Annotated in this window: 27 protein-coding genes; 16 read left to right on the forward strand and 11 right to left on the reverse strand. The window is 69.6% G+C overall.

From position 1 onward, the window contains the following. Window positions 1–17 precede the first annotated feature (17 nt). Window positions 18–2297, reverse strand: a complete 2280-nt coding sequence (gene mrcB, locus CKO33_RS04565) for a penicillin-binding protein 1B (RefSeq protein ID WP_242472465.1) — start codon at window positions 2295–2297, stop codon at window positions 18–20. 188 nt (window positions 2298–2485) lie between these two features. Between mrcB and CKO33_RS04570 the strand changes: the two genes are divergently transcribed. Genes CKO33_RS04570 through CKO33_RS04580 form a run of 3 tightly spaced genes read left to right on the forward strand, consistent with a single transcriptional unit; the run spans window position 2486 to window position 5109 of the window. Continuing rightward, window positions 2486–4069, forward strand: coding sequence for a bifunctional aminoglycoside phosphotransferase/ATP-binding protein (locus CKO33_RS04570; protein WP_200179753.1), 1584 nt, complete (start codon window positions 2486–2488; stop codon window positions 4067–4069). Between the two features lie 45 nt (window positions 4070–4114). Then, entirely contained in the window at window positions 4115–4618 is a 504-nt protein-coding gene (locus CKO33_RS04575; protein ID WP_200179755.1) for an NlpC/P60 family protein, read from the forward strand. Continuing rightward, on the forward strand, window positions 4615–5109 hold the full coding sequence (locus CKO33_RS04580; RefSeq protein WP_200179757.1) for a DUF302 domain-containing protein: 495 nt from the start codon (window positions 4615–4617) through the stop codon (window positions 5107–5109). The genes CKO33_RS04575 and CKO33_RS04580 overlap by 4 nt, the downstream gene beginning before the upstream one ends. Window positions 5110–5122: 13 nt before the next feature. Here CKO33_RS04580 and CKO33_RS04585 read toward each other — a convergent pair whose 3' ends face one another. After that, entirely contained in the window at window positions 5123–5563 is a 441-nt protein-coding gene (locus CKO33_RS04585) for a nuclear transport factor 2 family protein (RefSeq protein ID WP_200179759.1), read from the reverse strand. Continuing rightward, window positions 5560–6342 carry an SDR family NAD(P)-dependent oxidoreductase gene (locus CKO33_RS04590; RefSeq protein ID WP_200179767.1) on the reverse strand — a complete coding sequence of 261 codons (783 nt, stop codon included), beginning with the start codon at window positions 6340–6342 and terminating at the stop codon, window positions 5560–5562. Before CKO33_RS04590 ends, CKO33_RS04585 begins: the two co-directional genes overlap by 4 nt. Window positions 6343–6411: 69 nt before the next feature. On the opposite strand from CKO33_RS04590, the gene CKO33_RS04595 reads away from it, so the two are divergent. Together CKO33_RS04595 and CKO33_RS04600 are read left to right on the forward strand one after the other, a co-directional pair. Beyond that, window positions 6412–7344 (forward strand): MerR family transcriptional regulator, encoded by a 933-nt coding sequence (locus CKO33_RS04595; protein ID WP_200179769.1) that lies wholly within the window; start codon window positions 6412–6414, stop codon window positions 7342–7344. Window positions 7345–7357: 13 nt separating this feature from the next. Continuing rightward, window positions 7358–8806, forward strand: coding sequence for a cryptochrome/photolyase family protein (locus CKO33_RS04600; RefSeq protein WP_200179771.1), 1449 nt, complete (start codon window positions 7358–7360; stop codon window positions 8804–8806). A gap of 6 nt (window positions 8807–8812) precedes the next feature. On the opposite strand, the gene folE is transcribed toward CKO33_RS04600, so the two are convergent. Next, the gene (folE, locus tag CKO33_RS04605; protein WP_242472470.1) at window positions 8813–9370 is read right to left on the reverse strand and encodes a GTP cyclohydrolase I FolE; all 558 of its coding nucleotides are present in this window, start codon (window positions 9368–9370) and stop codon (window positions 8813–8815) included. A gap of 221 nt (window positions 9371–9591) precedes the next feature. Between folE and CKO33_RS04610 the strand changes: the two genes are divergently transcribed. The 8 genes from CKO33_RS04610 (at window position 9592) to CKO33_RS04645 (ending at window position 16190) form a co-directional block, all read left to right on the forward strand. Then, window positions 9592–10911, forward strand: coding sequence for an NAD(P)/FAD-dependent oxidoreductase (locus CKO33_RS04610; protein ID WP_200179775.1), 1320 nt, complete (start codon window positions 9592–9594; stop codon window positions 10909–10911). Next, on the forward strand, window positions 10908–11690 hold the full coding sequence (locus CKO33_RS04615; RefSeq protein WP_200179776.1) for a DUF1365 domain-containing protein: 783 nt from the start codon (window positions 10908–10910) through the stop codon (window positions 11688–11690). The genes CKO33_RS04610 and CKO33_RS04615 overlap by 4 nt, the downstream gene beginning before the upstream one ends. Next, window positions 11690–12907, forward strand: a complete 1218-nt coding sequence (locus CKO33_RS04620) for an SAM-dependent methyltransferase (RefSeq protein WP_200179778.1) — start codon at window positions 11690–11692, stop codon at window positions 12905–12907. Before CKO33_RS04615 ends, CKO33_RS04620 begins: the two co-directional genes overlap by 1 nt. Before the next feature lie 51 nt (window positions 12908–12958). Further along, the gene (locus CKO33_RS04625; RefSeq protein ID WP_200179779.1) at window positions 12959–13432 is read left to right on the forward strand and encodes a DUF3833 domain-containing protein; all 474 of its coding nucleotides are present in this window, start codon (window positions 12959–12961) and stop codon (window positions 13430–13432) included. Window positions 13433–13659: 227 nt separating this feature from the next. Continuing rightward, window positions 13660–13968: a high-potential iron-sulfur protein gene (locus CKO33_RS04630; RefSeq protein WP_242472468.1), complete on the forward strand. Its 309-nt coding sequence runs from the start codon at window positions 13660–13662 to the stop codon at window positions 13966–13968. Window positions 13969–14072: 104 nt separating this feature from the next. Next, complete coding sequence (locus CKO33_RS04635) at window positions 14073–14606, forward strand: DUF7931 domain-containing protein (RefSeq protein ID WP_200179781.1); 534 nt, start codon at window positions 14073–14075, stop codon at window positions 14604–14606. Then, window positions 14603–15358: a secretin N-terminal domain-containing protein gene (locus CKO33_RS04640; RefSeq protein WP_200179782.1), complete on the forward strand. Its 756-nt coding sequence runs from the start codon at window positions 14603–14605 to the stop codon at window positions 15356–15358. The genes CKO33_RS04635 and CKO33_RS04640 overlap by 4 nt, the downstream gene beginning before the upstream one ends. A 73-nt stretch (window positions 15359–15431) precedes the next feature. Further along, complete coding sequence (locus CKO33_RS04645) at window positions 15432–16190, forward strand: proteasome-type protease (protein ID WP_200179783.1); 759 nt, start codon at window positions 15432–15434, stop codon at window positions 16188–16190. A 7-nt stretch (window positions 16191–16197) separates the two neighbouring features. Here CKO33_RS04645 and CKO33_RS04650 read toward each other — a convergent pair whose 3' ends face one another. From CKO33_RS04650 to CKO33_RS04660, 3 genes are all read right to left on the reverse strand, one after another. Next, on the reverse strand, window positions 16198–17178 hold the full coding sequence (locus CKO33_RS04650; RefSeq protein WP_200179785.1) for an alpha-E domain-containing protein: 981 nt from the start codon (window positions 17176–17178) through the stop codon (window positions 16198–16200). A gap of 6 nt (window positions 17179–17184) precedes the next feature. After that, the gene (locus CKO33_RS04655; protein ID WP_200179787.1) at window positions 17185–18639 is read right to left on the reverse strand and encodes a circularly permuted type 2 ATP-grasp protein; all 1455 of its coding nucleotides are present in this window, start codon (window positions 18637–18639) and stop codon (window positions 17185–17187) included. A 74-nt stretch (window positions 18640–18713) separates the two neighbouring features. Next, window positions 18714–19391: a class I SAM-dependent methyltransferase gene (locus CKO33_RS04660; RefSeq protein WP_200179789.1), complete on the reverse strand. Its 678-nt coding sequence runs from the start codon at window positions 19389–19391 to the stop codon at window positions 18714–18716. A 147-nt stretch (window positions 19392–19538) separates the two neighbouring features. Between CKO33_RS04660 and CKO33_RS04665 the strand changes: the two genes are divergently transcribed. The 3 genes from CKO33_RS04665 to CKO33_RS04675 all read left to right on the forward strand — a co-directional run bounded on the left by CKO33_RS04665 (window position 19539) and on the right by CKO33_RS04675 (window position 22862). Then, window positions 19539–20492, forward strand: coding sequence for a hydrolase (locus CKO33_RS04665; RefSeq protein ID WP_200179791.1), 954 nt, complete (start codon window positions 19539–19541; stop codon window positions 20490–20492). 82 nt (window positions 20493–20574) lie between these two features. Continuing rightward, window positions 20575–21963, forward strand: a complete 1389-nt coding sequence (locus tag CKO33_RS04670; RefSeq protein ID WP_200179793.1) for an alanine/glycine:cation symporter family protein — start codon at window positions 20575–20577, stop codon at window positions 21961–21963. A 449-nt stretch (window positions 21964–22412) separates the two neighbouring features. Next, window positions 22413–22862, forward strand: coding sequence for a cytochrome b5 domain-containing protein (locus CKO33_RS04675; RefSeq protein WP_200179794.1), 450 nt, complete (start codon window positions 22413–22415; stop codon window positions 22860–22862). A 103-nt stretch (window positions 22863–22965) separates the two neighbouring features. Here CKO33_RS04675 and pnp read toward each other — a convergent pair whose 3' ends face one another. From pnp to rbfA, 4 genes are all read right to left on the reverse strand, one after another. Continuing rightward, window positions 22966–25056, reverse strand: coding sequence for a polyribonucleotide nucleotidyltransferase (pnp, locus tag CKO33_RS04680; RefSeq protein WP_200179796.1), 2091 nt, complete (start codon window positions 25054–25056; stop codon window positions 22966–22968). A gap of 52 nt (window positions 25057–25108) precedes the next feature. Further along, entirely contained in the window at window positions 25109–25378 is a 270-nt protein-coding gene (gene rpsO, locus CKO33_RS04685; RefSeq protein ID WP_200179800.1) for a 30S ribosomal protein S15, read from the reverse strand. A 103-nt stretch (window positions 25379–25481) separates the two neighbouring features. Further along, window positions 25482–26408, reverse strand: a complete 927-nt coding sequence (gene truB / locus CKO33_RS04690) for a tRNA pseudouridine(55) synthase TruB (protein ID WP_200179804.1) — start codon at window positions 26406–26408, stop codon at window positions 25482–25484. Continuing rightward, window positions 26405–26806 carry a 30S ribosome-binding factor RbfA gene (gene rbfA / locus CKO33_RS04695; RefSeq protein ID WP_200179806.1) on the reverse strand — a complete coding sequence of 134 codons (402 nt, stop codon included), beginning with the start codon at window positions 26804–26806 and terminating at the stop codon, window positions 26405–26407. Before rbfA ends, truB begins: the two co-directional genes overlap by 4 nt. Window positions 26807–26822: the final 16 nt, after the last annotated feature.

Genomic DNA, 26822 nt, shown 5'->3' on the forward strand with positions numbered 1-26822 from the left:
GGCGGACTTCCGGGTCTTCAGCCCGGCCACCAGGAGGGCGCCCCGGCGGACGGCCGCGGTGGCGCCGGATCGGCACAGGGGGCCCGCCCGGACGGCACGGACCCGTTCAGGAAGGGCATCCAGCGCACCGGGTCACACCCCTCCCCGGCCCGCAGGCCCGTGCCCGGGTCCACCGGCACCCAGACCACCCCCTCGGGACGCGGGGGCGCGAGCCCCTGACGGGAGACCCGGCGCATCACCTCCGCCCACACCGGCAGGGCACCGGAAGACCCGCTCAGGCCCGTGGGGCCGTTGTCGTCCCGGCCCACCCAGACCACTCCCACCATGTCCCCGGTGAACCCCGCGAACCAGGCATCCCGCAGGTCGCCGGTGGTGCCGGTCTTGCCCGCCGCCGGCAGCGCCTCCGGCAGCCGCCAGCCCAGGGAGCGGGCGGTGCCGCTGCGGGTGACCTGGTGCAGGGCGGCGGTCACCAGGTAGACCGGACCTTCCCCGGCCACCCGGTTCAGGGACAGGCCATAGCGGCGCAGCCGCTCCCCCTCCCGGTCCAATACCGCACGAATGGCCCGGGGGGGCAGCCGGTAACCCCCGGAGGCCAGCACCTGATACAGGCCGGTCACCTCCAGGGGCGTCATCTCCACCGCCCCCAGCAGCAGCGAGGGATAGGGCTCCAGGTCCCGCTCCAGCCCCAGGCCCCGGAGCCGGTCCACGACCTGATCCACCCCCACCTCCAGCCCCAGACGCACGGTGGCCACGTTGTAGGAGTGCACCAGGGCCTCCTGCACGGTCACCACGCCGTGGTATTCCCGGTCGCTGTTCTGCGGCGACCAGATCTTGCCGTCGGCCATCTCCAGGCGCAGGGGGGTATCCCGCAGGCGGGTGGCCAGGGAGAAACGCTCCGGCCGGGACAGGGCGGTCAGATAGACAAAGGGTTTGATCACCGATCCCACCGGGCGGCGGGCATGCAGGGCCCGGTTGAAGCCCGGACGGCGCACGTCACGCCCCCCCACCAGGGCCAGGACCTCGCCGCTGTCCGCCGCCGTCACCACCACGGCCCCCTCCAGTTGCCCCGACGGCAGCCCCCGTTCCGCCTCCAGGCGCCGCAGACGCGTGCCCAGGGCCTTTTCCGCCGCCAGCTGCACCCGCGGATCCAGGGTGGTGAGGATGATCAGCCCCTCCTCCCGCAGGTCCGCCTCTCGATAGTCCTGGCGCAGACGGGCCCGCACCAGCTCCAGGAAGGCCGGGAAGGGGGTGCTGCCGGCAGGCACCCGTTCGCTCACCCCCAGGGGCGCCGCCATGGCCTGCTGCGCCACCTCCGGGGGGATCTGCCCCTGGTCGCGGAGCATGGCCAGGATGCGGTTGCGCCGTTGCAGGGCCCGCTGCGGATGCCGCCGGGGATTGTAGTAACTGGGCCCGCGGATCATGCCCACCAGCAGGGCGATCTGCGGCAGTTCCAGCTCGGAGACCCGTTCACGGAAATAGAACTGGCTGGCCATGCCCACGCCATGGATGGCCCGTGCCCCCTGCTGCCCCAGGAAGACCTCGTTGAGATAGGCCTCCAGGATCTCCGCCTTGGAATAGCGCCACTCCAGCAGCAGGGCCATGATGGCCTCGTTGAACTTGCGCACCAGGGTGCGCTCCGGGGTGAGGAAGTAGTTCTTCACCAACTGCTGCGTCAGGGTGCTCCCCCCCTGCACGGCCCGCCCGGCGCGGAGATTGGCCAGGGCCGCCCGGGCGATCCCCTGGGGGTCCACACCGAAATGATGGGGAAAACGCCGGTCCTCCACGGTGAGCAGGGTCTGCACCAGGGCCGGCGGCATATCCTCCAGGCGCACCAGCAGCCGGTCCTCGCCGTGGCGTGGATAGATATTGGCGATCAGGGCCGGCTCCAGGCGCAGGAGCGCCAGGGAAGCCCCCGTCTGCGGGTCCTCCAGGGCATGCACCCGCCCCCCCTGGAAGACCACCCGCGCCCGCCGCGGCCCCTCATAGCCCTCGGGGAAGGGGAAGCCCCGGGTGTGCAGGATCAGGGTGTTGCCTTGCCGGCGGTAATGGCCACTGGCATCCCCCCCCTGGCGGTAGTGCAGCAGCCCCAGCTCCCGTTCCAGTTCCTCCGGGGTGAGGGACTGGCCGGCGTAGAGCTCCAGGGGGCGGGCGAAGACCCGGGCCGGCAGGGACCAGCGCCTGCCCTCGAACTGGGCCTGGATGCGCTGGTCCAGGGACACGGTGTGCCAACCCAGGCCGACCACCGCCGCCAGGGCGGTGAGCACCAGGGCCGGAACCAGCCAACGGCGCCGCCGCATCGGGCGGCCGGTCTCTGCAGATGAGCGGTTCCGGGGGGCGTTCTGCCGCCCCTTGCGGGCGGGGGAACTGCGGGATTCCGATGGGCGACTGCGTTTGGCCATGCCGGGGGAATGGAGTAGGATCCGTGGGGGTGAACCCTACTATATCCGCCCGACGACGGCGACGACCGGAGGCCTGTCACACCGGCATGAGCGATCAGCACGCAACGCAGCAGCGCCTGCTGGCGGCGCTGCAGTCCCCCGCGGTCTACCCCCACCCCGTGGAACGGGTGGAGCGCATCGAGACCCACATCTCCACGGTGCTCCTGGCGGGGGACTACGCCTACAAGATCAAAAAGCCCCTGGACCTGGGCTTTCTGGACTTCAGCACCCTGGAGCAAAGGCACTTCTTCTGTGAGGAGGAGATCCGGCTCAACCGGCGCCTGGCCCCGCAGATCTACGAACGGGTGGTGGCCTTCTCCGGCAACCCCGATCAGCCCGTGTTCGACGGGACGGATCCCGCCTTTGAATATGCCGTGCGCATGCACCGCTTCGATCCCGGGTACACCCTGGACCGGCTGCATGAACGTGAAGGGCTGTCGGTGCAGCTCATGGACACCCTGACCCTGCGCATCGCCGATTTCCACGAGGCGGCCGCAGTCGCCCCCCCGGACAGCGATTACGGCACCCCGGAGGCGGTGCTGGCCCCCATGGAGGAGAACTTCCGCCAGATCCGCGCACTCAGCGAGGACCCCCGGGCCCTGGAGATGCTGGAGACGGTGGAGGCCTGGACCCGGACCCGCTTCGACGCCCTCACCCCCCGGCTGGAGGCACGCCGCCGGGAGGGGCGCATCCGGGAATGCCACGGCGACATGCACCTGGCCAACATGGCCCTGGTGGAGGGCGAGCCCCTGCTCTTCGACGGCATCGAGTTCAACGCCGGCATGCGCTGGATCGATGTGGTCAATGACCTGGCCTTCTTCACCATGGACCTGCACGACCGCGGCGCCCACGGCCTCGCCGCCCGCGTCCTCAACACCTGGCTGGAACGCACCGGCGACTACGCCGGCCTGGCCCTGCTGGATTTCTATCAGGTCTACCGGGCCATGGTGCGGGCCAAGGTGGCGACCATCCGCCTGGGCCAGGAGGGGCTGGAGGCGGCGGAGGCCGAACGCCTGCAGGCCGAATTCATGACCTATCTGCAACTGGCCCGGGACTTCACCCGGTCCCGGAACCGGGCCCTGTTCATCAACCACGGCTTCTCCGGCAGTGGCAAGACCAGCATCAGCCAGCCCATCCTGGAGGACCTGGGGGCGGTACGCATCCGCTCCGATGTGGAGCGCAAGCGCATGGCGGGCCTGGAGGCCACGCAGCGGGGGGACGCGGCCGTGGGCGAGGGACTGTACAGCCGGGAACGCAGCGAACACACCTACGACCACCTGGCCCGGCTGGCGGGGGGGATCCTGGATGCCGGCCACAGCGTGATCGTGGACGCCACCTTCCTGGAACGCCCGCGCCGGGACCGCTTCGCCCGTATCGCCCGGGGGCGGGGACTGCCCTTCGTCATCCTGGACTACCAGGCCCCGGCGGACCTGCTGCGGCAATGGGTGCGGGAGCGCACTGAGGCGAACGCGGATGCATCGGACGCCAACCTGTCGGTGCTGGAGCATCAGCTGCGGCACCACGACCCCCTGGGGAACGACGAGCCCGTGGTGACCATCGATGCCCGGGGGGAACCGCCGCTGGACACCTTGCGCCGCATCGTGCCCCCGCCGGGGGACACGGGGGACTGAACCATGGCGGGGAGGGTCCCATCCCCGCGGCCATGGCGGCGGCCGGTGGCCACCGCCACGGCCTGCGCCCTGACCCTGCTGCTGGCGGCCTGCGCCTCACATCCCCCGCACACCGGGAAGGACCCTGCCGCCGGCCCGCTGGGGGCGCAGCGGGCCGCGGTGGTGTTCAGCGCCCTGAGTCAGGTGGGCACCCCCTACCGCTATGGCGGCCGCACCCCGGAGCAGGGCTTCGACTGCAGCGGCCTAGTCTGGCATAGCCATCGCCAGGCAGGGCTGAAGCCCCCACGCACCACCACTGCCCAGAGCCGTGCGGCCCGCCGGATCCCCACCACGGCCCTGCGCCCCGGGGACCTGCTGTTCTTTCGCACCGGCGGTGGCGGCGTGAATCACGTGGGGATCTACATCGGCGAGGGCCGCTTCGTGCACGCCCCCTCCAGCGGTCGCAGGGTAAGCACCCAGCGCCTGGACCACCCCTACTGGCGCCCACGCCTGGTGCACACCGGCCATCTGTACGGAGACACCGAACCACGAGGAGGAAGGAGACCATGAAATCCCTGACCCAGTTCTTCGCCCCCCTGATCCTGGCGGGCCTGACCCTCTGCCCGCCGGCCCTGGCCCTGGAGCCGGATCACGTCACCCCCCACATGCGCCTCTACAGCGTGGAGGGGGACTTCCAGCTCTACCGGGATGCCCTGGAGATCGCCATCACCGGGCGCGGCATCGTGATCAACAACGTGGCCCACATCGCCGACATGCTCCGGCGCACCCGCGATGCGGTGGAGGGGGAGCCGGTGTACCGCCATGCCCAGGCCCTGGAATTCTGCAGTGCCGTGCACTCCCGGCGGATGATGGAGGCGGACCCGCGCAACATCGTCTTCTGCCCCTACGTCATCGTCCTCTACGAGACGGTGGAGGAACCCGGGGTCATCCACATGGGCTACCGCCGCCCCGCCGGAGCTGGGGACGAGGCCAGCCGGGAGCGACTGGAACGGGTGGAGTCCCTCCTGGACGGGATCGTGCGCGAGGCCCTGGCGTTCTGAGGGATGGGCCGGCTCAGGCCCCGATGCGGCGCCGCAGCAGGCGCAGGATCCCCCGCACCAAGGGGATCTGATCGTAGAGGTATTCCGCCGGGTCCCAGTAATCCACGTGGCTGACGGCCCGGCCGGCCTCGTTGAAGAGGACACGGCTCACCCCGTCCACATCCAGGCGCAGGCGGCCATCGGCGTCATCCTCCCGGTCGGTGAAGCGCCAGTGGAAGAAGGCCGTATTGTCCTGGACCGCCCAGGAGTGGAGATAGAAACGCGGTTTCGGGCACTGGCGGAACATATGCCGGAAGACCCGCCGGATCTCCTCCAGGCCGGTGACATCGTTGAAGGGGTCCTTGAACCGGGCCCCGGGATCGAAGATCTCCCCCAGCCGCTCCAGGTCCGGTTCGGAGAGTTCGGAAAAGAAGGCGGCATAGCGCCGGGCCCAGGTCTCGGTGGACTCGCTCATGCCTTGATCATCCTCCGTGTGATGCGCAGGAACACCCCATAGGGCAACAGGCGCAGCCCCTGCATGATGAGGGCGAAGGGCCGCGGGAAACGGATCTCGAATCCCCGCCTCTCCAGGCCGCGCAGGATGGCCTCCACCGCCTCGTCCGTCTCCATGAGAAAGGGCATGGGGAAGCGGTTCTTGTCCGTCAGGGGAGTACGCACGAATCCGGGATTGATCACCCGCAGGCGCACCCCCTGCTGCGCCAGCTCCGGCTGCAGGGATTCCGCCAGGCTGATCACCGCCGCCTTGGAGGCGGCATAGGGCGCGGCCCGGGGCAGCCCCCGGTAACCGGCCAGGCTGGCGGTGAGCAGGATCTCCCCCCGCCCGCGCCGGATCATGGCGGGCATCACCGCCGCCAGGCCATGGACCATCCCCAGGTAGTTGACCCGCATCAGACGTTCGAACAGGGCGGGGTCGAAGTCCTCCAGGGCCATGGGCTCGTAATCCCCCTGATTGAACAGGGCCCGGTCGATGGGCCCGAGATGGCCCTCCACCGCCGTGGCCAGTTCCGCCATGGCCGCCGCATCGGTCACGTCCCCCGGAAAGGGAATCACCCGCCCCGGCCCCGGGGCCTTCGCGGCCAGGTCCTCCAGGGCCTCGGCACGCCGGGCGGTGGCGGCCACCTGCCAGCCCGCCGCCGCCAGGCGCAGGGCCAGGGCCCGGCCGATCCCCGAACTGGCCCCCACGAGCCAGAAGACGCCGCCATCCCCGCCGGACCCCGTCTGCGCCTGTTGCATGCGTCCTCCTCCAATCGGCCTGTGCCCGCCGACTATTCAAAAATTATACAACGATTGTACAATAGCACCATGATCGACACCTCCCCTTCCGCGCAGCGGACACCCCAGGGCGAAGGACTGTTCCCGATCCGTACCGCAGCCGCCATGACCGGCGTCCACCCGGTGACCCTCCGGGCCTGGGAACGCCGTTACGGCCTGGTGAATCCCCGCCGCACCGCCAAGGGGCACCGCCTCTACAGCCCGGAGGATGTGCGCCGCATCCGCCGCATCCTGGAACTGCTGGACCAGGGGGTCTCCATCGGCCAGGTGGCCCCGCTGCTGGAATCCCCCGCCCCCGAACCGGGGGAGACAGCCGCCGGCGGGGTCTGGCCGGGCTACCGGCGGGACCTGCAGGCGGCGGCCGCCGCCTTCGATCACCACGCCCTGGAACGCATCTACGCCGATGCCCTGTCCCTGTTCCCGGTGCAGCAGGTCATCCCCCGGCTGCTGGCGCCGGTGCACCACAGCCTGGTGGAGGGCAGCGGCGGCCCGCAGGACCAGGCGGCCCTGCAGTTCTTCCGTGCCTGGGCCCGGCCCACCCTGGGCTGCCGCTTCCGCCATGAGGCCAGCCATGCCACCGGCCCGGTGGTGGCCCTGAGCCCCTACCCCCGGCAAGGGGACGGCCTGGAGACGGACATGCTGGCCCTGCTCCTGGCCACCCACGGCCTGCGTGTCCTGCGCCTGTGCGGTCCCGGGCAACTGGAGGCCGTCGGGACCCTGCAGGCCCGCAGCGGCGCCGGCGCGGTGGTGCTGGTGGGCCCCGCACCCCTGGCGGAGGCGGTGATGCACAACACCCTGCCCCGCTGGAGCGGGCATCTGCCGGTGCCGGTATTCGCCGCCGGCCCCGCCGTCAAGGCCCACGGTCCCGCCCTGGAGCGGGCCGGCCTCATCCCCCTGGATCCGGACCCGCAACGAGCGGCCGGGGACATCCATGCCCGCCTGCAGGATCCGGCGGTCGACTGATACGTCCAGACCCATGTCCATCACCCTGATCTGGTTCCGCCGCGACCTGCGCCTGGAAGACAACCCCGCCCTCGCCCACGCCCTGGAGACGGGGGGGCGGATCCTCCCCGTCTATATCCACGCCCCCGGGGAGGAAGGGGAATGGGCCCCGGGGGCGGCCAGCCGCTGGTGGCTGCACCACAGCCTGCAGGCCCTCGCCGATGAACTGGCCCGCCGCGGTGCCCCACTGGTGATCCGTCGCGGCCCCAGCCGGACGGCCCTGGAGGCGCTGGTACGGGAGACGGGGGCCACGCGGGTGGTATGGAACCGCCTCTACGATCCCGCCGCGATCCGGCGGGACCGGGAGATCAAGGCCGCCCTGCGGGAACGGGGGCTGCAGGTGGAGAGCTTCAACGCCGCCCTGCTCATGGAGCCCTGGACGGTGAGCAACCGCTCCGGTCAGCCCTACCGCGTCTTCACCCCCTTCTGGAAGGCCTGCCGCGCCCTGGGGGCGGAACGCCAGACCCCGGGCCCCGTGGCCCCGGCACAGCTGCCAGGGATGGCCGAAGCCCCCGCCACGGAGCCTGTGGAGGCCCTGGACCTGCTGCCACACATCCGCTGGGACACGGGACTGGCCGCCACCTGGCAACCCGGTGAAGCGGGGGCGCAACAGGCCCTGGCGCATTTTGCCGGGGCGGCCCTGGAGGGCTATGACCGGGGACGGGATCTGCCGGGGCGGACCGGCACCTCCCGCCTCTCCCCGCACCTGCACTTCGGCGAGATCGGCCCGCGGCAGGTGATGGCGGTCTGCACCCGGGCACGGGAGCGCACGGCAGGGGGCGTGGACCGCTTCCTGAGCGAACTGGGTTGGCGGGAGTTCGCCCATCACCTGCTGTTCCATTTCCCGGAGACGGTCACCCGCCCCCTGGACCGGCGTTTCGAGGAGCTGCCCCTGGCGGATCCCCGGGAGGTCCCCTTCGAGGCCTGGTGTCACGGGCGCACGGGCCTGCCCATCGTGGACGCCGGCATGCGGGAGTTGTGGCACACCGGCTGGATGCACAACCGCGTGCGCATGATCACCGCCTCACTGCTCACCAAGAACCTGCGCGCCCCCTGGCTGGAGGGGGCCCGCTGGTTCTGGGATACCCTGGTGGACGCGGACCTGGCGGCCAATACCCTGGGCTGGCAATGGACCGCCGGCTGCGGCGCCGACGCGGCGCCGTACTTCCGCATCTTCAACCCGGTGCTGCAGGGGGAACGCTTCGATGCCGCGGGCGACTATGTGCGCCGCTGGGTGCCCGAGCTGGCCGCCCTGCCCGATCGCCACCTGCACAGGCCCTGGCAGGCGCCGGAGACGGTGCTGCGCGCCGCCCGGCTACACCTGGGCCGGGACTACCCCCGGCCCGTGGTGGACCTGGCAGAGAGCCGGCGCGCGGCCCTGGCGGCGTTCGAGCACATCAAGGCACGGCCCAAGGCGGACTGAGCCCCGTCAGCCCCGCACCAGATCCATGAACTCGGCACGGGTGCGGGCGTCCTCGCGGAAGTTGCCCAGCATGACCGAGGTGATCATGGCGGACCCCTGCTTCTCCACCCCGCGCATCATCATGCACATGTGCCGCGCCTCGGCCACCACTCCCACGCCCCGGGCCCCGGTGACCTGCATCACCGCCTCGGCGATCTGTCGGGTCAGGCTCTCCTGGATCTGCAGGCGGCGGGCGAACATGTCCACGATGCGGGCGATCTTGGACAGACCGAGGACGCGGCCATCGGGGATATAGGCCACGTGGCACTTGCCGATGATGGGCAGCAGGTGATGCTCGCACAGGGAATAGAGTTCGATATCCTTCACCAGCACCATCTCGTCACTGTCCGTGGTGAACAGGGCGCCGTTCACCAGGGTCTCCAGGGACTGGTGATACCCCCCGGTGAGGAACTGCATGGCCCGGGCCGCCCGCAGTGGCGTGCCCTGCAGACCCTCCCGCTGCGGATCCTCCCCCAGGCCCTCCAGCACCCGGTGATAGAGACCGGCCAGGGCCTCGGCAGGCATGAGGGCGCCATCCCCGGCTGTTGTATCTTCGTCCCCGGCGATCCGGGCCGCTGGCTTGATCATGGGTTTCCCTCCGATCCGGTAAGGCCGCTGTGATGACGACCCAGGGGGCCGCCCCCGACCCGGTACGCATCCCCGGGCCTTCGGGATCCTTGTATAACAATTCTCAAAGATTGTACAGTTCATGTATAAGTATCCTTTCCAGGACAGGGGATATCGCCATGGAGCAACGCATCGCCGTCATCGGCGCAGGGATTTCCGGACTGGCCGCCGCCTGGCTGCTGTCCCGCCGCCATCACGTGACCCTCTTCGAGAAGAACGACTACATCGGCGGCCACACCCACACGGTGACGGTGCAGGGGGATCAGGGCCCCCTGGGGGTGGACACCGGCTTCATGGTCTTCAACCACCGCAACTACCCCCACCTGAAGGCCCTGTTCCAGCATCTGGGGGTGACCTCCCAGCCCACGGACATGTCGTTTGCCGCCTCGGTGGACGACGGCCGCCTGGAATACGCCGGCTCGGACCTGAACACCCTCTTCGCCCAGCGGCGCAACCTGGCCAACCCCCGTTTCCTGCGCATGCTGGCGGACATCCTGCGCTTCAACCGGGCGGGCAAGCGCCTGCTGGCTGAAGGCGCCTCCCCGGACATCACTCTCGGGGGGTACCTGATCCAGGCGGGATACGGGCCCGGATTCCGGGACGACTACCTGCTGCCCATGGCCGCCGCCATTTGGTCCTGTCCCACGCGGCGCATGCTGGACTTCCCCCTGACCGCCTTCCTGCATTTCTTCGCCAACCACGGCCTGATGGATCTCACCGGACGCCCCCAGTGGCACACGGTCCAGGGGGGCAGCCGGACCTATGTGGAGCGCATGCTGCAGGCCCTGCCGCAGGGGGTGCATGCCAACCGCCGGGTGGTGGCGGTGCAACGGCGCGATCCCGGGGTGCGGATCCTCACCGACGATGGCGGCGAGGCCCATTTCGACCAGGTGGTCTTCGGCTGCCACGCCGACGAGGCCCTGGAGGTCCTGGAATCCCCCCGGGAGGCCGAGAGCCGGGTGCTGGAGGCCTTCACCTACCAGCCCAACGAGACCTTCCTGCATACCGACACCCGGCTCATGCCGCAACGCCGGCGCGTCTGGTCCTCCTGGAACTACCTGGCCCGCCGGCGTCTTTCCGGGGCCTCGGAGCATCAGGTATCGGTCACCTACTGGATGAACCGCCTGCAGTCCCTGCAGCAATCCCGTCAGTACCTGGTGAGTCTCAACCCCCTGGAGGCGCCCCGGGAGGACACGCTGATCCGGCGCATGACCTACCACCATCCGGTGTTCGACCGGGGGGCCATGGAGGCCCAGACAGCGCTCCCCGGGATCCAGGGCCAGGACCGCATCTGGTACTGCGGCGCCTGGACCGGCTACGGCTTCCACGAGGACGGTCTGCGCTCGGCCCTGGACGTGGCGGCCAGACTGGGGGTCACCCCGCCCTGGACCGCGCCGGAGACCGCCGCCCCCGGCGGCACGGGGGACCCCCGCCCATGACCCATCCTCCCATCCCCCCCGAGGACGGACGCCTCTACCGCACCCGGGTGATGCACCGGCGGCTCTTCCCGGTACGCTACCGCTTCACCTACCGGGTCTTCAGCCTGCTCCTGGACCTGGACCGGCTGCCGGCCCTGGAGAAGCGCCTGCGCTGGTTCTCCGTGGACCGGTTCAATCTCCTCTCCCTGCACGCCCGGGACCATGGCCCCGGGGATGGCCGTCCCCTGCGCCCCTGGGCGGATGCCCTGCTGGCCCGCCACGGCGTGGACCTGGAGGGCGGACCCATCCGCCTGCTGTGCTTCCCCCGGGTCCTGGGCTACGTGTTCAACCCCCTGAGCCTGTGGTACTGCCATCACCGGGACGGGGACCTGCGGGCCGTGATCTGCGAGGTGAGCAACACCTTCGGCGGACGCCATCATTATGTCTTGCACGACACCGGCCGGCCCATGGCATGGCCGGTGCGGGCCGCCCGGGACAAGACCTTCTACGTCTCCCCCTTCATCGGCATGGCGGCCCGCTACCATTTCCGCCTGGCGGAACCCGGGGAGCGCCTCGGGGTCTTCATCCATGAATACGAGGACGACCGGCTCATGCTGGCCGCCACCCAGACCGGGGAGGCCCGCCCCCTGTGCGACGCCGAACTGCTCAGGGCCGTGGCCGCCATACCCCTGATGACCGTGAAGGTGATCCTTGGCATCCACTGGCAGGCCCTGAAGATCTGGCTCAAGGGGGGGCGTTACCACCCGCCCCCGGAAGATGCCGCGAAGGAGGCGGACTGATGTCCCTGGAAGACACCCATACCGTCCCGGGAAGCCAACGGCCTGACCCGGCCCTGCGCTTCCTGTTGTGGCAACTCAAGCGTCTGCACCAGGGATGCCTGCAGGTGACGGGGCCCGATGGCCAGCCCCACCGCATCCAGGGAACGCACCCGGGGCTGGAGGCGGCCATCCGTATCCACCGCCCCGGCGCCCTGCTGCGCCGGCTCCTGTCCCGGGGCCTCGTGGGCCTGGGCGAGGGCTACATGGCCGGGGAATGGGACACGCCGGACCTGCAGACCCTGCTGGCCATGGGCTCGGTGAACCAGGAACACATGCGCACCCTGGTGTACGCCTCCCCCTGGTCCCGCCTGGCCGATTACCTGCGCCATCGCCGGCGGGACAATCACCGCACCGGCAGCCGGCGCAACATCGCCTTCCACTACGACCTGGGCAACGCCTTCTACCGCCTGTGGCTGGATGCGGGCATGACCTACTCCTGTGGCCTGTTCGCGGCGGAGGACGAACCCCTGGAGGCGGCCCAGGAGCGCAAATACGCCCGGCTCCTGGAGCGCCTCGACCCCGCCCCGGGCGCCCACATCCTGGAGATCGGCTGCGGCTGGGGGGGGTTCGCGGAATACGCCGCCCGCCGGGGGCATCGGGTCACGGGCATCACCCTCTCCCGGGAGCAGCTGGACTTCGCCCGGGAACGCCTGCAGGCGGCGGGCCTGGCGGAGCAGGTGGAACTGCGTCTGCAGGACTACCGGGACGTGACCGACCGCTTCGACCACGTGGTCTCCATCGAGATGTTCGAGGCCGTGGGGGAGGCCTTCTGGGAAGACTGGTTCGCTGCCGTGCGCCGGGCCCTGCGCCCGGGGGGACGCGCCGCCGTACAGGTCATCACCATCGCCGAGGCCGCCTTCACCTACTACCGCCGCGCCGCCGATTTCATCCAGCTCTATATCTTCCCCGGGGGGATGCTGCCCACCGTGCAGGCCTTCGAGGACAAGGCCAAAGCCGCCGGCCTGCGCACCCGGGAGCGGGACTTCTTCGGCGCCGACTACGCCCGCACCCTGGACCGCTGGTACCGGCGGGTGCAGGAACAGGCCCCGGCCATCCGCGCCCTGGGCTACGACGAGCCCTTCCTGCGCATGTGGGGGTTCTATCTCGCCTACTGCGAGGCGGGCTTTCGCTCGCGCAACACCGACCTGATGCAGACCATCCTGGAGGCCCCGGCCTGAGGCCATCCACCCCCTGCCCCTCTCCTGAGCCGAACCGCGAGGTGACACCCCATGCGCCCCGAAGAGCTTGCCGATACCCGCCCCCTGCTGGACCTGGAGGCCTATTTCGACGGCCCGGTGCGGGCCTGGGGACTGTTCCAGGACCGTTTCGGCCGGGTCCACCGGCCCTTCACCGTGGAGATCCAGGGGCGCCTTGAGGAGGGGGAGCTGATCCTGGAGGAGGATTTCGCCTTCGCGGATGGGGAAACGGACCGGCGGGTCTGGCGGCTGCGGCGCCTGGACGATCACACCTATGAGGGCCGGGCCGAAGATGTGGAAGGGGTGGCCCGGGGCCGCCTCTTCGGCCAGGCCTTCCGCTTCCGTTATACCCTGCGCCTGCCGGTGGGCGGGCGCACCCTGCGGGTGCAGATGGACGACTGGATGTTCCTGCACGAGGACGGGGTGCTGATCAACCGCGCCGTGATGCGCAAGTTCGGCCTGCCCCTGGGGGACGTGACCCTGGTCTTCCGGCGCATGGATTCCTGAGCCACAAGACCCAACGGGGGGTGGTCCTTTGAAGGCATTTATTGGATACTAACGGGAATATCGGTGGGGTTTTACGACCCGGGTGTTCCCGCGGTGCCCGCCGGTAGTTTGCAGTGACGGGCGCCGCCCGCCGGGCGGGTCGCGGACACAGGTGGCGCAGAACCACCATCCGCCCCGCCCGCCCCCTCATCGCGAGACCTTAGGAGAAGACAATGAAGAAGCAAGACATGAGCCGTAGAAGCTTCATGAAGTTCGGTGCGGCGGGCATGGTCGCCGTTCCCCTGGCCGGCCTGGGCTGGACCACCACCGCGGCGGCCGCCGAAAAGCTGGAAGAGAGCTCCGCCGAGGCCAAGGCCCTGAGCTATGTGCACGACGCCACCACCTCCGGGCACGACTCCTATCAGGAAGGGCAGAAGTGCATCAACTGCCTGCTCTACACCGACCCCAGCCAGGAAGAATGGGGCGGCTGCGCGGTGTTCCCCGGCAAGCTGGTGAATGCCAACGGCTGGTGCACGGCCTACGTGGCCCGCGGCTGATCCCGCCGCATCCGGATGCAGACCGGGCCCGTAAGCGCATGGGCCCGGCGATCCGTCCCCAGGACCCGCCCCGAGCGGGTCCTTCCGTTTCCGGGAGATCGTCCATGCCCGATCCATCCCCCCACACCCCCCTGGATACCGCCATCCTCGGCAAGACCCGGGGCGATTTTCCCCTGGAAGGCAGCGCAGACCTGCTCACCGCCACCCTTGCCATGGCCGCACAGGCCCGGCGCAGCCTGCAGGTGGTCAGCCGGCACCTGGATCCCCAGCTCTACGACCACGCGGAACTGGTGGCGGAATGTTCCCGCCTGGCACGCCGCAGCCGTCACTCCGGGATCCGCATCCTCATCCAGGACCCCGAACCCCTGCGGGGGCGCACCCATGCCCTCATCGAACTGGCGCGGCGCCTGAGCAGCCACATCCAGGTGATGCGCATGTCCGAGGCGGACCGCAAGACCCGTGTGGATGCCTTCCTCATCGCCGACGGCCTGGGCTGGATCCACCAGCCCCGGGGGGACCGTGCCGAAGGCATGGCGAATTTCCATGCCCCGCGCCGGTCCAAATTGCTGACGGCCGAATTCCAGACCCTCTGGGATGCGGCCGAACCCGATCCCCATCTGAGACGCCTCTACCTGTGAAACGACGCCCGTTCCTCGCCCTGGCCGCCCTCCTCGTGCTGATCCCGGGGCCGATGCTTGCGGCGGGGGCAGAGGAGCGGCCGATCCGGGTCCTCCCCCTGCAGCACCGCCCCGCGGAGGACCTGCTCCCCCTGCTGCGGCCCCTCCTGGGCCCAGGGGAGACCCTCACCGGCGAGGGGATGCGCCTGGTGGCCCGCGCCACCCCCGCCACCCTGGCCCAGCTGGAGCAGGCCGTGGCCGCTCTGGATAGAGCGTCAGCGGACCTGCGCCTGAGCCTGCAATGGGGGGAGGCGGATGCGGATACCGGGGGCGGCCATCGCATCACCACCCGACGGGACACGGGCATCCGCAGCCTGCGGCTGCTGGAGGGGGAGACGGCCCTGGTGCGCAGCGAGCGCAACCTGCCCCGGGGGACCGCACGGCTGGTCCCGGTCCCCGGCGGTATCGCCGTAGAACCCCATATCACACGGCAGCGGCTGCAGGAGGGCTTTCTGGTGAAGGCGCGGCTGCTGCCGGGGGAGCGGGTGCGCCTGGACATCCGCAGCCTGCGCGAGCGTCCCGATCCCGCCGGCGGTGGACGCAGCCTCAGCCAGGCGGTGGAGACGGCGGTGACCGCGGATCTGGGGGAATGGATCCCCCTGAGCACCCTGCACCGGGAGACCGCCGCGGAAGGCTCCCGGGTGCTGCGCACCCGGGAGCCGGAACATCGCCGCGAGCTGGACCTGCGGGTACGCGTCGAGCGCATGGAGTGACCATCCGGGCCCGTTCGCGCCGGGGACAGCCCTCTGCTACCATGCAGCACTCCCGCTCCCGGACCGCCGTGCCATGACCTACTGCCTCGCCCTCACCGTCGATGCCGGACTCGTCTTCGCCTCGGACTCCCGCACCAATGCCGGGGCCGACCAGGTGAGCACCTACGGCAAGATGCACACCTTCGAACGCCCCGGGGAACGGGTGTTCGTGCTGCTGGCGGCGGGCAACCTGGCCACCACCCAGGCGGTCCTGGGGCGATTGCGCCGCGACATCGAGGACGGCGCCGCGCACAGCCTGTACACCGTACGGGACATGGCCGGTGCCGCCGAGTACCTGGGCCGGATCAACCGCGAGGAGCAGGAGAAACACGGCGAGGCCCTCACCCGCGCGGGCTTCACGGCGGAGGCCTCGTTCATCCTGGGGGGGCAGCTGCGCCAACAGGCCCCGGAACTCTTCCTGGTCTATCCCCAGGGGAACTTCATCACCACCTCCGCCCAGACCCGCTACCTGCAGATCGGCGAGAGCAAGTACGGCAAGCCCATCCTGGACCGCATCATCACCCGCGACACCCCCCTGGGGGATGCGGCCCGCTGCGCCCTGGTGTCCATCGACTCCACCATGCGCTCCAACGTCACCGTGGGCCCGCCCCTGGAGGTGATCGTCTACGAGCGCGACCGCCTGCATTTCGAGCACTACCTGTGCCTGGAGGCGGACGATCCCTATCTGGCGGACCTGAAGGCGGCCTGGGACGACAACATCCGCCGCGCCTTCCGCGATCTGCCCCGCTTCGACTGGGAATCGGCGGGGGCCCCGCACCGCACCGGCGGCTGAAGGGGATTCACCCCCCGGCAGTTTGTACCTGCCAGCCCCTGATATCCTCCGGACGGAACCAGGTGGCGGTGATCAGGCTGTGCAGATCCCCCATCTCCCGCTGCAGGTCATCAATGAAACGATGCAGGATACGGGCCTCCAGGAGGGGCTCGATGTCCGCCTCCAGGGTATGGCGCTTCACCTGCAGGGCCAGGCGCAGGGGCAGATCGCCCCGCGGCAGCCGGGCCAGGCTGCCCTCCACCTCCCCCAGGGCATGGGCAATGGCGCGGGGGAACTGGGTGTCCTGAATGAGATAGCGCAGGACATCGGCGGGATTGATGCGCCGGCGCACGTGCTGGCGGTACATCTGGAAGGCGCTCAGGGAGCGGAGCACGTTCATCCACAATAGCCCCTCCATGGCGCCGGCCTCGGCCCCCTCCGCCCCATCCTCCCGGGCCAGCAGGCCCACCGCCCCCACATCCAGGAGGCGGGAGGTCATGTCCGCCCGCTCCAGGTTGCGCCCGGCGCGGATGAACTCGTAGCCCTGGTCGTGGCTCATGGTGCCCGCCAGCATGCCGGTGATCTGCTGGCAGCGGTCCCGGATCTGGGAAAGATAGCGGTACCGCCCGCGCTTGCCCTCCCCGACGTCCAGCTTGTAGCGGGCATGGAGGTGCAGCTCGTTCACCGTCTCCCAGACCTCGGTGGGGACCCGGTCCCGGGTGGTGCGCACGTTCTCCCGTGCCTGGGTCAGGCAATTGAGGATGGACCCGGGGTTCTCCGGGTCCCCCAGCAGGAAGCGGATGACGTCGGCCTCCGTGTATTCCGGATAGCGGGCATCGAATACCGCCTCGTTGCCGGTGATGGCCACCAGGCCCCGCCAGGAGAGGCGCACCTGCCGGGGCATGTCCAGGGCCAGGTGGTTGAAGGCCGTGACCATGCGCGCGGTGTTCTCGGCCCGTTCCAGGTAGCGGGCCATCCAGTAGAGCCGTTCGGCGACGCGGGAGAGCATGTCGTATCAGTCCCCGGGGTCCGTATCCACGATCCAGGTGTCCTTGCTGCCCCCGCCCTGGGAGGAGTTCACCACCAGAGAGCCCCGGCGCAGGGCCACGCGGGTGAGCCCGCCGGCGGTCACATCGCTGCGCACCCCCTGCAGGACGAAGGGGCGCAGGTCCAGGTGTCGCGGCTCCACGGTCCCGTCGCAGAGGGTGGGGGCCGTGGACAGCTGCAGGGTGGGCTGGGCGATGTAGTTGCGCGGATCGCGGCGGATCAGGTCGGCGAAGGCCTCCCGCTGCTGCGGCGTGGCATGGGGGCCCACCAGCATGCCGTAGCCGCCCGATTCGTTGGCGGGTTTCACCACCAGGCGGTCCAGGTGGGCCAGCACGTGCTCCCGCTGGCGCGGGTCCATGCACAGGTAGGTGGGCACATTGGGCAGGATCGGCGCCTCGTCCAGGTAATAGCGGATCATATCGGGGACGAAGGCGTAGATCACCTTGTCGTCCGCCACGCCGGCCCCGGGGGCATTCACCAGGGCCACGTTGCCGGCCCGCCAGGCGCGCATCAGCCCCGGCACCCCCAGCATGGAATCGGGATGGAAGACCTCCGGGTCCAGGAACAGGTCATCGATGCGCCGGTAGATCACATCCACCCGCGCCGGCCCCTCGATGGTGCGCATGTAGACACAATCGTCCTCCGCCACCATGAGGTCGGCCCCCTCCACCAGCTCCGCCCCCATGCGCTGGGCCAGATAGGCGTGCTCGAAGTAGGCGGAGTTGTAGATCCCCGGGGTGAGCACCACCACCTGGGGGTAGTCCATGGGACGGGGGGAGAGACTGGCCAGCATGTCGAAGAGCTGGGCCGGGTATTCGTCCACGGGACGGATGCTGTGGTGTTCGAACAGCTCCGGGAAGACCCGCTTGGTCACCTGCCGGTTCTCCAGCATGTAGGAGACCCCGGAGGGCACCCGCAGGTTGTCCTCCAGGACATAGAAGCACCCGTCGGCGTCACGCACCAGGTCCGAGCCGCAGATATGGGCCCAGACCCCGTGCACCGGCCGCATGCCCCGGCACTGCTCGCGGAAGTTGCGGGACTGGGCCAGCACCGCCTCCGGCACCACGCCGTCCCGGACGATACGCCGCTCGTTGTAGAGATCGTCGATGAAGCGGTTCAGGGCGGTGAGGCGCTGGCGCAGACCCCGCTCCACCCGGGTCCATTCCTGCAGGGGGATGATGCGGGGGATGATGTCGAAGGGCCAGGCCCGGTCGATGTTGCCCCCCTCGGTATAGACGGTGAAGCTGATCCCCATCTCCAGGATGGCGTGCTCCGCCGCCAGGCGCCGTTCCTGGATCTCCGCATCCCCCAGGGAGGCCAGGTAGCTGGCCAGGGTACGGGCGGCGGGACGCGGCCGCCCCGGGGCGGCCATCAGCTCGTCATAGAACCCGCCGGGGTCATAGCGCTGCCAGTCGATACCCATGGGTCCCCCGTGGCCGTTACCCGGACGATGCCGCCCGCTTCAGGATAGCCTGTCGGCAGGGTCCGCCCAAGGGATCAGCCCGGCTGATCCGCCGGTTGCACCTCCGGGGTGCCGCCGGTCTCCCCCAGGGGCAGAGCCCCGTTGCGGTAGTGGACCAGTTTCCAGTAGCCGAAGAGGTTGGCGGGCTCCACGCTCACCCGGTGCAGGTCCGGCAGCACCGGCAGGCTGTCCAGTTCCATGTCGGTGCGAAAGCCCACCAGACGCGACAACGGCCGCAGGGCCCGCTCCACGCGGCGCACCAGGGGATGGGTGGAGGCGAAGTGGTTGATCACCAGCACGTCCCCCCCGGGGGCGCAGACCCGGTGCATCTCCGCCATGAGCCGGTCCGGATGGGGCACCACCGAGGCCACGTACATGGCCACCACGGCATCGAAATGATCGTCGGGGAACCCCAGGCATTCCCCGTCCATCTCCACCAGACCCTCCACGTGGCCCAGCCCCAGATCCTCCACCCGGCGCCGGGCCACCTGAAGCATCTCCGGACTGACATCGATGCCCGTCACCCGCGCGTCGTCCCGGTAGTCCGGCAGGGACAGTCCCGTACCCACACCCACCTCCAGGATGCGCTGCCCCGGGCGCGTGTTCACGCGCTGCACCGCCATGCGGCGACCGGCGGCGAAGACGGGGCCGAATACGGTATCGTAATGGCGGGCATAACGCCGGTAGGCGTCTTTGATCGAGGAGAGGTCCATGCAGTGCCTGATTTTGGTGTGGGAATGGCCCTCCCCTTTTAGCCGCTCGATGATCGGGTTTCAAGGGCTGGCCCCCGGCAGACCCCTTCGTCGCGCACCCGCCCCTTTGGCTCCGTACAACCATCCGTACAACAACAAGGGATCTTCATGATCGTCGAAGGGGATTTCCGACCCGCCCCCTGGCTGCCGGGCGCCCATCTGCAGACCCTGGTACCGGCCCTGCTGCGCCCCCGGGTGCAGTTGCCCCTGCGCCGGGAACGCCTGGAGCTGCCCGACGGGGATTTCCTGGACCTGGACTGGGCCCCGCCCGCGCCCGGCCCCGTCATCCTCCTGCTCCACGGACTGGAGGGCTCCAGCCGTTCGCCCTACGCCGCCGGACTCATGCGCTGCCTGCACGGGGCGGGTTTCCAGGCCCTGACCCTGCACTTTCGCGGCTGCTCCGGGGAACCCAACCGCCTGCCCCGCAGCTACTTCGCCGGGGACACCGGCGACCTCCAGCATGGGGTGGAGGTGCTGCGCGGACGTTTCCCGGATCGCCCCCTGGGGGCGGTGGGGGTCTCCCTCGGGGGCAACGCCCTGCTCCAGTGGCTGGGGGAGAGCGGCCCGGCCAACCCCCTGAGCGCCGCGGCGGCCCTGTCCGTCCCCTTCGACCTGGACGGCGCCGCGCGACGCATGGAGCGCGGCGCCTCCCGTCTCTATCAATACTACCTGCTCACCCGGCTCAAACGGGCCCTGGCGCGCAAGGCAGGGCGCATGGATCTGCCGGTGGACCCGGCGGCGGCACGGCGGGCGCACACCTTCCGCGCCTTCGACGATGCCGTGACAGCGCCGCTGCACGGCTTTTCCGGAGTGGACGACTACTATACCCGCTGCAGCTGCCGGCCCCGCCTGCGGGGGATCCGCGTCCCTACCCTGATCCTCCATGCCCGCAACGATCCCTTCATGACCCCCCGGGTCATCCCCGCAGCCGGGGAGCTCTCCCCGGCCGTGCGCCTGGAGCTGAGCGAGGATGGCGGTCATGCCGGTTTCGTCGAGGGCTGGGGACGCTACTGGCCCGAACGCCGCATCCCGGCCTGGTTTGACGCCATGATCCGGATGTGATGCCCTTTTCCGGCCCCTGCGGGGGCCCCATACCCATTCACGGCCGCCACGGCGGCCCCTGGCGCGAGGAGATCACAACGACATGCTTCAGGGACTCATGGTGTTCAACGACTGGCTCAACGGCATCGTCTGGGGCCCTCCGTTCATGATCCTGCTGGTGGGCACGGGGGCCTATCTCACCCTGCGCCTGGGCTTTTTCCAGTTCACCCACCTGCGCTTCGCCTGGCGGCGCACCTTCGGCACCCTCTTCCGTCGCCGCAAGGTGGCGGAGAAGGGGGCCATCTCCCCCTTCCAGGCGGTGAGTTCCGCCATGGCGGCCACCATCGGCGTGGGCAACATCGCCGGGGTGGCCACGGCCATCGCCCTGGGGGGGCCTGGCGCCGTGTTCTGGATGTGGGTGGTGGCCCTGGTGGGCATGGCCACGAAGCTGGCGGAGGCCACCCTGGGCCTGAAATACCGCCAGGTGGACGCGGACGGCCATGTCTCCGGCGGTGTGTTCTACTACATCGAACACGGTCTGGGACGACGCTGGAAGTGGCTGGCCCTGGTCTATGCCGTGCTGGCGGGGGTCGCGGCCTTCGGCATCGGCAACATGGTGCAGGCCAACACCATGGCCCATGCCCTGGAGACGGGCATGGGGGTGCCCGACTGGGTCACGGGCCTGGTGATCATGTTCCTGGTGGGGCTGGTCACCCTGGGCGGGATCCGGCGCATCGCCGTCACCGCCGAACGCATCGTCCCCACCATGGCCCTGATCTACATCATCGGCGCCATCGGCATCCTGGTGAGCTTTTACGACCGCATCCCCGATGCCTTCGCGCAGATCTTCTCAGGGGCCTTCACCCCCGCCTCCGCCGTGGGCGGCTTCGCCGGGGCCACCGTGGGCAGTGCCATCCGTTACGGCATCGCCCGCGGCATCTTCTCCAACGAGGCGGGCCTGGGCTCGGCCTCCATCGTCCACGCCCAGGCCCAGAACAAGCCCTTCGCCCAGGGCCTCTGGGGGATGTGGGAGGTGTTCGTGGACACCCTGGTGGTGTGCACCATGACCGCCCTGGTGATCCTGGTGACTGGCGCCATCGGTACCGGCCAGACGGGGGCGGAACTCACCTCCACCGCCTTTGCCAATGGCCTTCCGGGCATCGGCGGCTGGATCGTGCTGGTGGCCCTGGTGCTGTTTTCCTACACCACCATGCTCACCTGGAACTTCTACGGGGAGAAGAGCTGGGAATACGCCTTTGGCCGGCGGGTGGTCCTGCCCTACCGGGTGATCTTCATCGGCTTTCTCTATCTGGGGGCCGTGGGCGGGCTCACCACCGTCTGGGACATCTCGGATACCCTGAACGGGCTCATGGCGGCACCGAACCTGGTGGCCCTGGTGCTGCTGGCGGGGGTGCTGGTGAAGGAGAAGGCGCAGTATCTGCGGGAGGAACGCAGCCGGCCGTCCCGGGACAACGGTGAGGATACCGGCTGAGATCGCCGGGGTGATGCGGGGCCGCCGAAAGGGTGTTGCGGCGGCCCCGGGGCCCCCGGTACGGGGCTCAGGAACCCGGGCCGGAATCCGTCTGTGCCTGGTCCCCGCCCCAGGCATAGACCCCCAGGCCCAGGATCATCACCGCCACCGCCGGCAGGAAGGGCCAGACCAGCGCCATGCCCGTAGCCTCCTGCGGCAGCCCCGGAACCGTGGCAAACAGCCAGACCGTCCCTGCCAGAAAGATCCCCATTCCGATCGCGGTACGCACATTCATGCCCTCTTTTTCAGCACCCGCCTGGGCGGGCAACGTGGTCTTCCGACGCCGGAACCGGCCTCGGCGCCGTCCGGCACCGGCCTCGCAGGGGCGCATACCGGACCGGTTCATGCTAATGCAGCCCCCGCTGGGTGCCAACCCATCCTTTTGACCTGTACGGAGCGGATTCCCCGCCATGAACGCATCACACGCAAGACGCCTGACCACGGCCCTGGTGGCCACCCTCCTCCCGCTCTCCTTCCCCGCCCCCCTGATCGCCGAGGGGGCGGATAAAAACCCCATCCCTCTGGAGGAAGTGGCCCGTCACGATCATCGCAAGGACTGCTGGATGGCCATCGACGGCCAGGTCTACGACATCACCGACTACCTGCCCCGCCATCCCGGATCCATGGACACGGTGCTGGAGTGGTGCGGCCGAGAGGCCACCGAGGCCTGGGAGACCAAGGGGGACGCGGATCAGCCCCGGGTCCACAGCCGCGGGGCCCACTACCTGCTGCGCCGCTATCATCTGGGCCCCCTGGCTCCGCAGGAAGCGGCCCGGGAGGACTCCCCCGGGGCCGCCACTCCCAAAGGGCAAAAGGGCGGCCGGGATGAACCGGGGAACCCCGCCGCGCAGGAGGAATGATCCGCCCGGGGCGAGCTCCGGGACCGGAAACGCGAAAGGGGCCCCGGAGGGCCCCCTTCATACGCAACGGAGTGGCGCAACGGACTAAGTCGGTGCCCGACCTTCAGTCGCCGCTGCCCACCGCCTTCATGCTCAGCCGGATACGGCCCTGCTTGTCCACCTCCAGGACCTTCACCTGCACGCTCTCCCCCTCGCTGAGCTTGTCGGAGACGCTCTCCACCCGCTCCTCCGAGATCTGGGAGATGTGCACCAGGCCGTCGCGGCCGGGGAGGATGGTGACGAAGGCACCGAAGTCCATGATCTTGGCCACACGGCCCTGGTAGACCTTGCCCACCTCCACGTCGGCGGTGATCTCCTCGATGCGGCGCCGGGCCTCCTCACCCGCCTGCTTGTCCACGGAGGCGATCTTGACCACCCCGGAGTCGTCGATATCGATGGTGGCCCCGGTCTCCTCGGTGAGGGCCCGGATGGTGGCGCCACCCTTGCCGATGACGTCCCGGATCTTCTCGGGATTGATGCGCAGGGTGATGAAGCGGGGGGCATAGGCGGACATCTCTCCGCGCGGGGCGCTGAGGACCTTGCCCATCTCATTCAGGATGTGCAGGCGTCCCTCCCGGGCCTGGGCCAGGGCCTTCTCCATGATATCCCGGGTGATGCCGTCGATCTTGATGTCCATCTGCAGGGCGGTGACCCCCTCCTCGGTACCGGCCACCTTGAAGTCCATGTCCCCCAGATGGTCCTCATCCCCCAGGATATCGGTGAGGACCGCATGCCGGTCGCCTTCCTTGATCAGGCCCATGGCGATGCCGGCCACGGGGGCCTTGAGGGGCACACCGGCATCCATCAGGGCCAGGCTGGTGCCGCAGACCGAGGCCATGGAACTGGAGCCGTTGGATTCGGTGATCTCCGAGACCACCCGCAGCACATAAGGGAAGTCCTCCTCCGCCGGCATCACCCCCTGCACGCCGCGCTTGGCCAGACGCCCGTGGCCGATCTCCCGGCGCTTGGGGGAGCCCACCATGCCGGTCTCGCCGGTGCAGTAGGGGGGGAAGTTGTAGTGCAGCATGAAGCGCTCGCGGCGCTCCCCCTCGATGGCATCGATGACCTGGGAATCCCGGTCGGTGCCCAGGGTGGCGGTGACGATGGCCTGGGTCTCGCCACGGGTGAACAGGGCGGAACCATGGGTGCGGGGCAGCACACCGGCACGCACACCGATGGGACGCACGGTGCGGGTATCCCGGCCGTCGATGCGAGGCTCACCGTCCAGGATGCGCTGGCGCACGATGCGCTTCTCGATGCCGTGGAAGAGCTCTTTCACGGTCTCGGCCGACGGGGCCTCCTCCTCGCCGGTGGCGAAGGCGGCCATCACCGCCTCGCGCAGTTCGGCCACACGGGCGGTGCGTTCCTGCTTGTCGGGGATCTGATAGGCGGCCGTCAGATCCTGGGTGCAGTGGGCCTCGATCCGTTCCTGCAGCGTGGTGTCCTGCTCCGGGGGCTGCCAGTCCCAGGCCGGCTTGCCCGCCTCGGCGGCCAGTTCCCGGATGGCCCCGATGGCGGTCTGCATCTGCTCGTGGCCGTACATGACGGCACCGAGCATGACCTCCTCCGGCAGGATGCTGGCCTCGGACTCCACCATGATGACGGCGTTCTCCGTGCCCGCCACCACCAGGTCCAGCTGGGAATCCTTGACCTGGCTCAGGTCCGGGTTGAGCACATACTCGCCGTCGCGGTAGCCCACCCGGGCCGCCCCGATGGGGCCGTTGAAGGGCATCCCGGACAGGGCCACCGCGGCGGAGGCCCCCAGCAGCGCCGGGATGTCCGGATCCACCTCCGGGTTCAGGGACATAACCGTGGCCACGATCTGCACCTCGTTGGTGAACCCCTTGGGGAACAGCGGGCGCAGGGGGCGGTCGATGAGCCGGCAGGTGAGGGTCTCCTTTTCCGAGGGACGGCCCTCCCGCTTGAAGAACCCACCGGGGATGCGGCCCGCCGCATAGGTGCGTTCCTGGTAGTTCACCGTCAGCGGGAAGAAGTCCCGTCCCGGGACGGCCTCCCTGCGCCCCACCGCCGTCACCAGGACCACGGTGCCGGCCACGTTGACCATGACGGCGCCGCTGGCCTGGCGGGCGATCTCGCCGGTTTCAAGGGTGACGGTGTGCTGACCGTACTGGAACGACTTGCTGATGGGCGCCACGACGATTCCCGCTTCGGTTGGGTGTACTGGACTGGAGGCGAGGGCCGCGGATTCAGCGGCGCAGGCCGAGGCTGCTGACCAGTTCCTGGTAGCGCTGCTGGTCCTTGCCCTTGAGGTAGTCCAGCAGCTTGCGGCGCTGGTTCACCATCTTCAGCAGGCCGCGGCGGGAATGATGGTCCTTCTTGTGCTTGGCGAAATGATCCATCAGGTGCTGGATACGGGCGGACAACAGGGCCACCTGTACCTCGGGGGAACCGGTGTCGGAGGCGTCGCGCTTGTACTTCTCGACGATCTCGGCTTTGAATTCACTGCTCAGGGACATTGCTTTCTGGGCTCCTGGGATGGGAACCGGCCAATGGGCCGTTCGTTCTGTCGATTCCGAAGGCGTAGGATTCTAGCATGCACCCCCCCGGCGGAACAGGGGTTTACCCCCGGGCGGGGGGCACCATGAGGCGTTTCGGGGCGACCCGGCCGTCGTCCTGCAGGCGACCGATCCCCAGGAAACGATGCTCCGGGCCATAGACCCGCAGCCACCCGTGTGCACTACACCCGGGGACGAAGACCGCCTGCCCCTGGCGCAGGTAGAAGGCGCTGTCGGCGTCCAGTTCCACGGCGGGCCAGTGGGCCAGGGCCTCATCCACGGGGCGCAGAACGGCATCCAGGGCCCCGGGCCCTTCCTCGGCCAGGGCCTCCAGGCGTTCCAGAGGGATCATCTCCGGATGCGCATAGGCCCCCAGGCCCAGGCGCCGCAGCACCGTGACATGGGCGCCGCAGCCCAGGGCCGCCCCGATGTCCTCCACCAGGGTGCGGATGTAGGTCCCCTTGGAGCAGACCACGTCCAGGGTGAGCAGATCCCCCTCCAGGGCCAGGCATTCCAGGGCATGGATGTGCACCTGGCGCGGTTGGCGCTCCACCTCCTGGCCCTTGCGCGCCAGATCGTAGAGGCGCTGTCCCTGGTGCTTGAGGGCCGAGTACATGGGCGGCACCTGCTGGATCCCGCCGCGGAAGTCCGCCAGCACCGCCTCCACCTGTTCGGCGGTCAGGGACGGGACCGGGTGGGTTTCCACCACCTCGCCTTCGGCATCACCGGTGAGGGTGCGCTGCCCCAGACGGCAGGTGACCCGGTAGTGCTTGTCCGCATCCAGCAGGAAGCCGGACACCTTGGTGGCCTCGCCAAAGCACAGGGGCAGCAGCCCGGTGGCCAGGGGGTCCAGGCTGCCGGTATGCCCCGCCTTGCGGGCGCGAAAGAGATACTTCACCCGCTGCAGGGCCTGATTGGAGGTGTATCCGGACGGCTTATCCAGAAGGACGATGCCGTGGACATCACGGCGCGGGATCCTGGGCTTGCTCATGCGGGATCGGAGTCGTCTACGGGGGGTTCATCCCCATGGCGGGCACGGTCCTCGGCCACGGCCTCGTCGATGAGGGCCGAGATGCGGGCACCGCGGACCTGGGTGTCGTCGTAGTGAAAATGCAGTTCCGGAACGGTGCGGATGCGCATGCGCCGCCCCAGTTCCCGGCGCAGGAAACCCGCGGCCCGGCGCAGTCCCTCGGTGGTGCCGGCGATGGCCTGGTCATCCCCGAGCACGGTGAAAAACACCTTGGCATGGGCCAGGTCACGGCTCACCTCCACGCCGGAGAGGGTGAGCATCCCCACCCGGGGATCCTTCAATTCCTGGCGGATCAGCTCGGAGAGTTCCCGCTGGATCTGGTCCCCGACGCGCTGGGGACGTGAATAGTCTCTGGGCATGGGGGCCTCCGGGTCC

Source organism: Ectothiorhodospira mobilis (assembly GCF_016584115.1).
GTDB lineage: Bacteria > Pseudomonadota > Gammaproteobacteria > Ectothiorhodospirales > Ectothiorhodospiraceae > Ectothiorhodospira > Ectothiorhodospira mobilis.

Bases quoted from the DNA above. Each gene is read 5' to 3' on its own strand.
- CKO33_RS04610 (WP_200179775.1), top strand. From the start codon at position 9,592: ATGGAGCAACGCATCGCCGTCATCGGCGCAGGGATTTCCGGACTGGCC.
- CKO33_RS04665 (WP_200179791.1), top strand. From the start codon at position 19,539: ATGATCGTCGAAGGGGATTTCCGACCCGCCCCCTGGCTGCCGGGCGCC.
- CKO33_RS04580 (WP_200179757.1), top strand. From the start codon at position 4,615: ATGAAATCCCTGACCCAGTTCTTCGCCCCCCTGATCCTGGCGGGCCTG.
- CKO33_RS04585 (WP_200179759.1), bottom strand. From the start codon at position 5,563: ATGAGCGAGTCCACCGAGACCTGGGCCCGGCGCTATGCCGCCTTCTTT.
- CKO33_RS04595 (WP_200179769.1), top strand. From the start codon at position 6,412: ATGATCGACACCTCCCCTTCCGCGCAGCGGACACCCCAGGGCGAAGGA.
- folE (WP_242472470.1), bottom strand. From the start codon at position 9,370: ATGCCTGCCGAGGCCCTGGCCGGTCTCTATCACCGGGTGCTGGAGGGC.
- CKO33_RS04570 (WP_200179753.1), top strand. From the start codon at position 2,486: ATGAGCGATCAGCACGCAACGCAGCAGCGCCTGCTGGCGGCGCTGCAG.
- CKO33_RS04650 (WP_200179785.1), bottom strand. From the start codon at position 17,178: ATGCTCTCCCGCGTCGCCGAACGGCTCTACTGGATGGCCCGCTACCTG.
- CKO33_RS04630 (WP_242472468.1), top strand. From the start codon at position 13,660: ATGAGCCGTAGAAGCTTCATGAAGTTCGGTGCGGCGGGCATGGTCGCC.
- CKO33_RS04635 (WP_200179781.1), top strand. From the start codon at position 14,073: ATGCCCGATCCATCCCCCCACACCCCCCTGGATACCGCCATCCTCGGC.
- truB (WP_200179804.1), bottom strand. From the start codon at position 26,408: ATGAGCAAGCCCAGGATCCCGCGCCGTGATGTCCACGGCATCGTCCTT.
- CKO33_RS04675 (WP_200179794.1), top strand. From the start codon at position 22,413: ATGAACGCATCACACGCAAGACGCCTGACCACGGCCCTGGTGGCCACC.
- rpsO (WP_200179800.1), bottom strand. From the start codon at position 25,378: ATGTCCCTGAGCAGTGAATTCAAAGCCGAGATCGTCGAGAAGTACAAG.
- CKO33_RS04625 (WP_200179779.1), top strand. From the start codon at position 12,959: ATGCGCCCCGAAGAGCTTGCCGATACCCGCCCCCTGCTGGACCTGGAG.
- mrcB (WP_242472465.1), bottom strand. From the start codon at position 2,297: ATGCGGCGGCGCCGTTGGCTGGTTCCGGCCCTGGTGCTCACCGCCCTG.
- CKO33_RS04670 (WP_200179793.1), top strand. From the start codon at position 20,575: ATGCTTCAGGGACTCATGGTGTTCAACGACTGGCTCAACGGCATCGTC.
- rbfA (WP_200179806.1), bottom strand. From the start codon at position 26,806: ATGCCCAGAGACTATTCACGTCCCCAGCGCGTCGGGGACCAGATCCAG.
- CKO33_RS04620 (WP_200179778.1), top strand. From the start codon at position 11,690: ATGTCCCTGGAAGACACCCATACCGTCCCGGGAAGCCAACGGCCTGAC.
- CKO33_RS04590 (WP_200179767.1), bottom strand. From the start codon at position 6,342: ATGCAACAGGCGCAGACGGGGTCCGGCGGGGATGGCGGCGTCTTCTGG.
- CKO33_RS04655 (WP_200179787.1), bottom strand. From the start codon at position 18,639: ATGGGTATCGACTGGCAGCGCTATGACCCCGGCGGGTTCTATGACGAG.
- CKO33_RS04615 (WP_200179776.1), top strand. From the start codon at position 10,908: ATGACCCATCCTCCCATCCCCCCCGAGGACGGACGCCTCTACCGCACC.
- CKO33_RS04660 (WP_200179789.1), bottom strand. From the start codon at position 19,391: ATGGACCTCTCCTCGATCAAAGACGCCTACCGGCGTTATGCCCGCCAT.
- CKO33_RS04600 (WP_200179771.1), top strand. From the start codon at position 7,358: ATGTCCATCACCCTGATCTGGTTCCGCCGCGACCTGCGCCTGGAAGAC.
- CKO33_RS04645 (WP_200179783.1), top strand. From the start codon at position 15,432: ATGACCTACTGCCTCGCCCTCACCGTCGATGCCGGACTCGTCTTCGCC.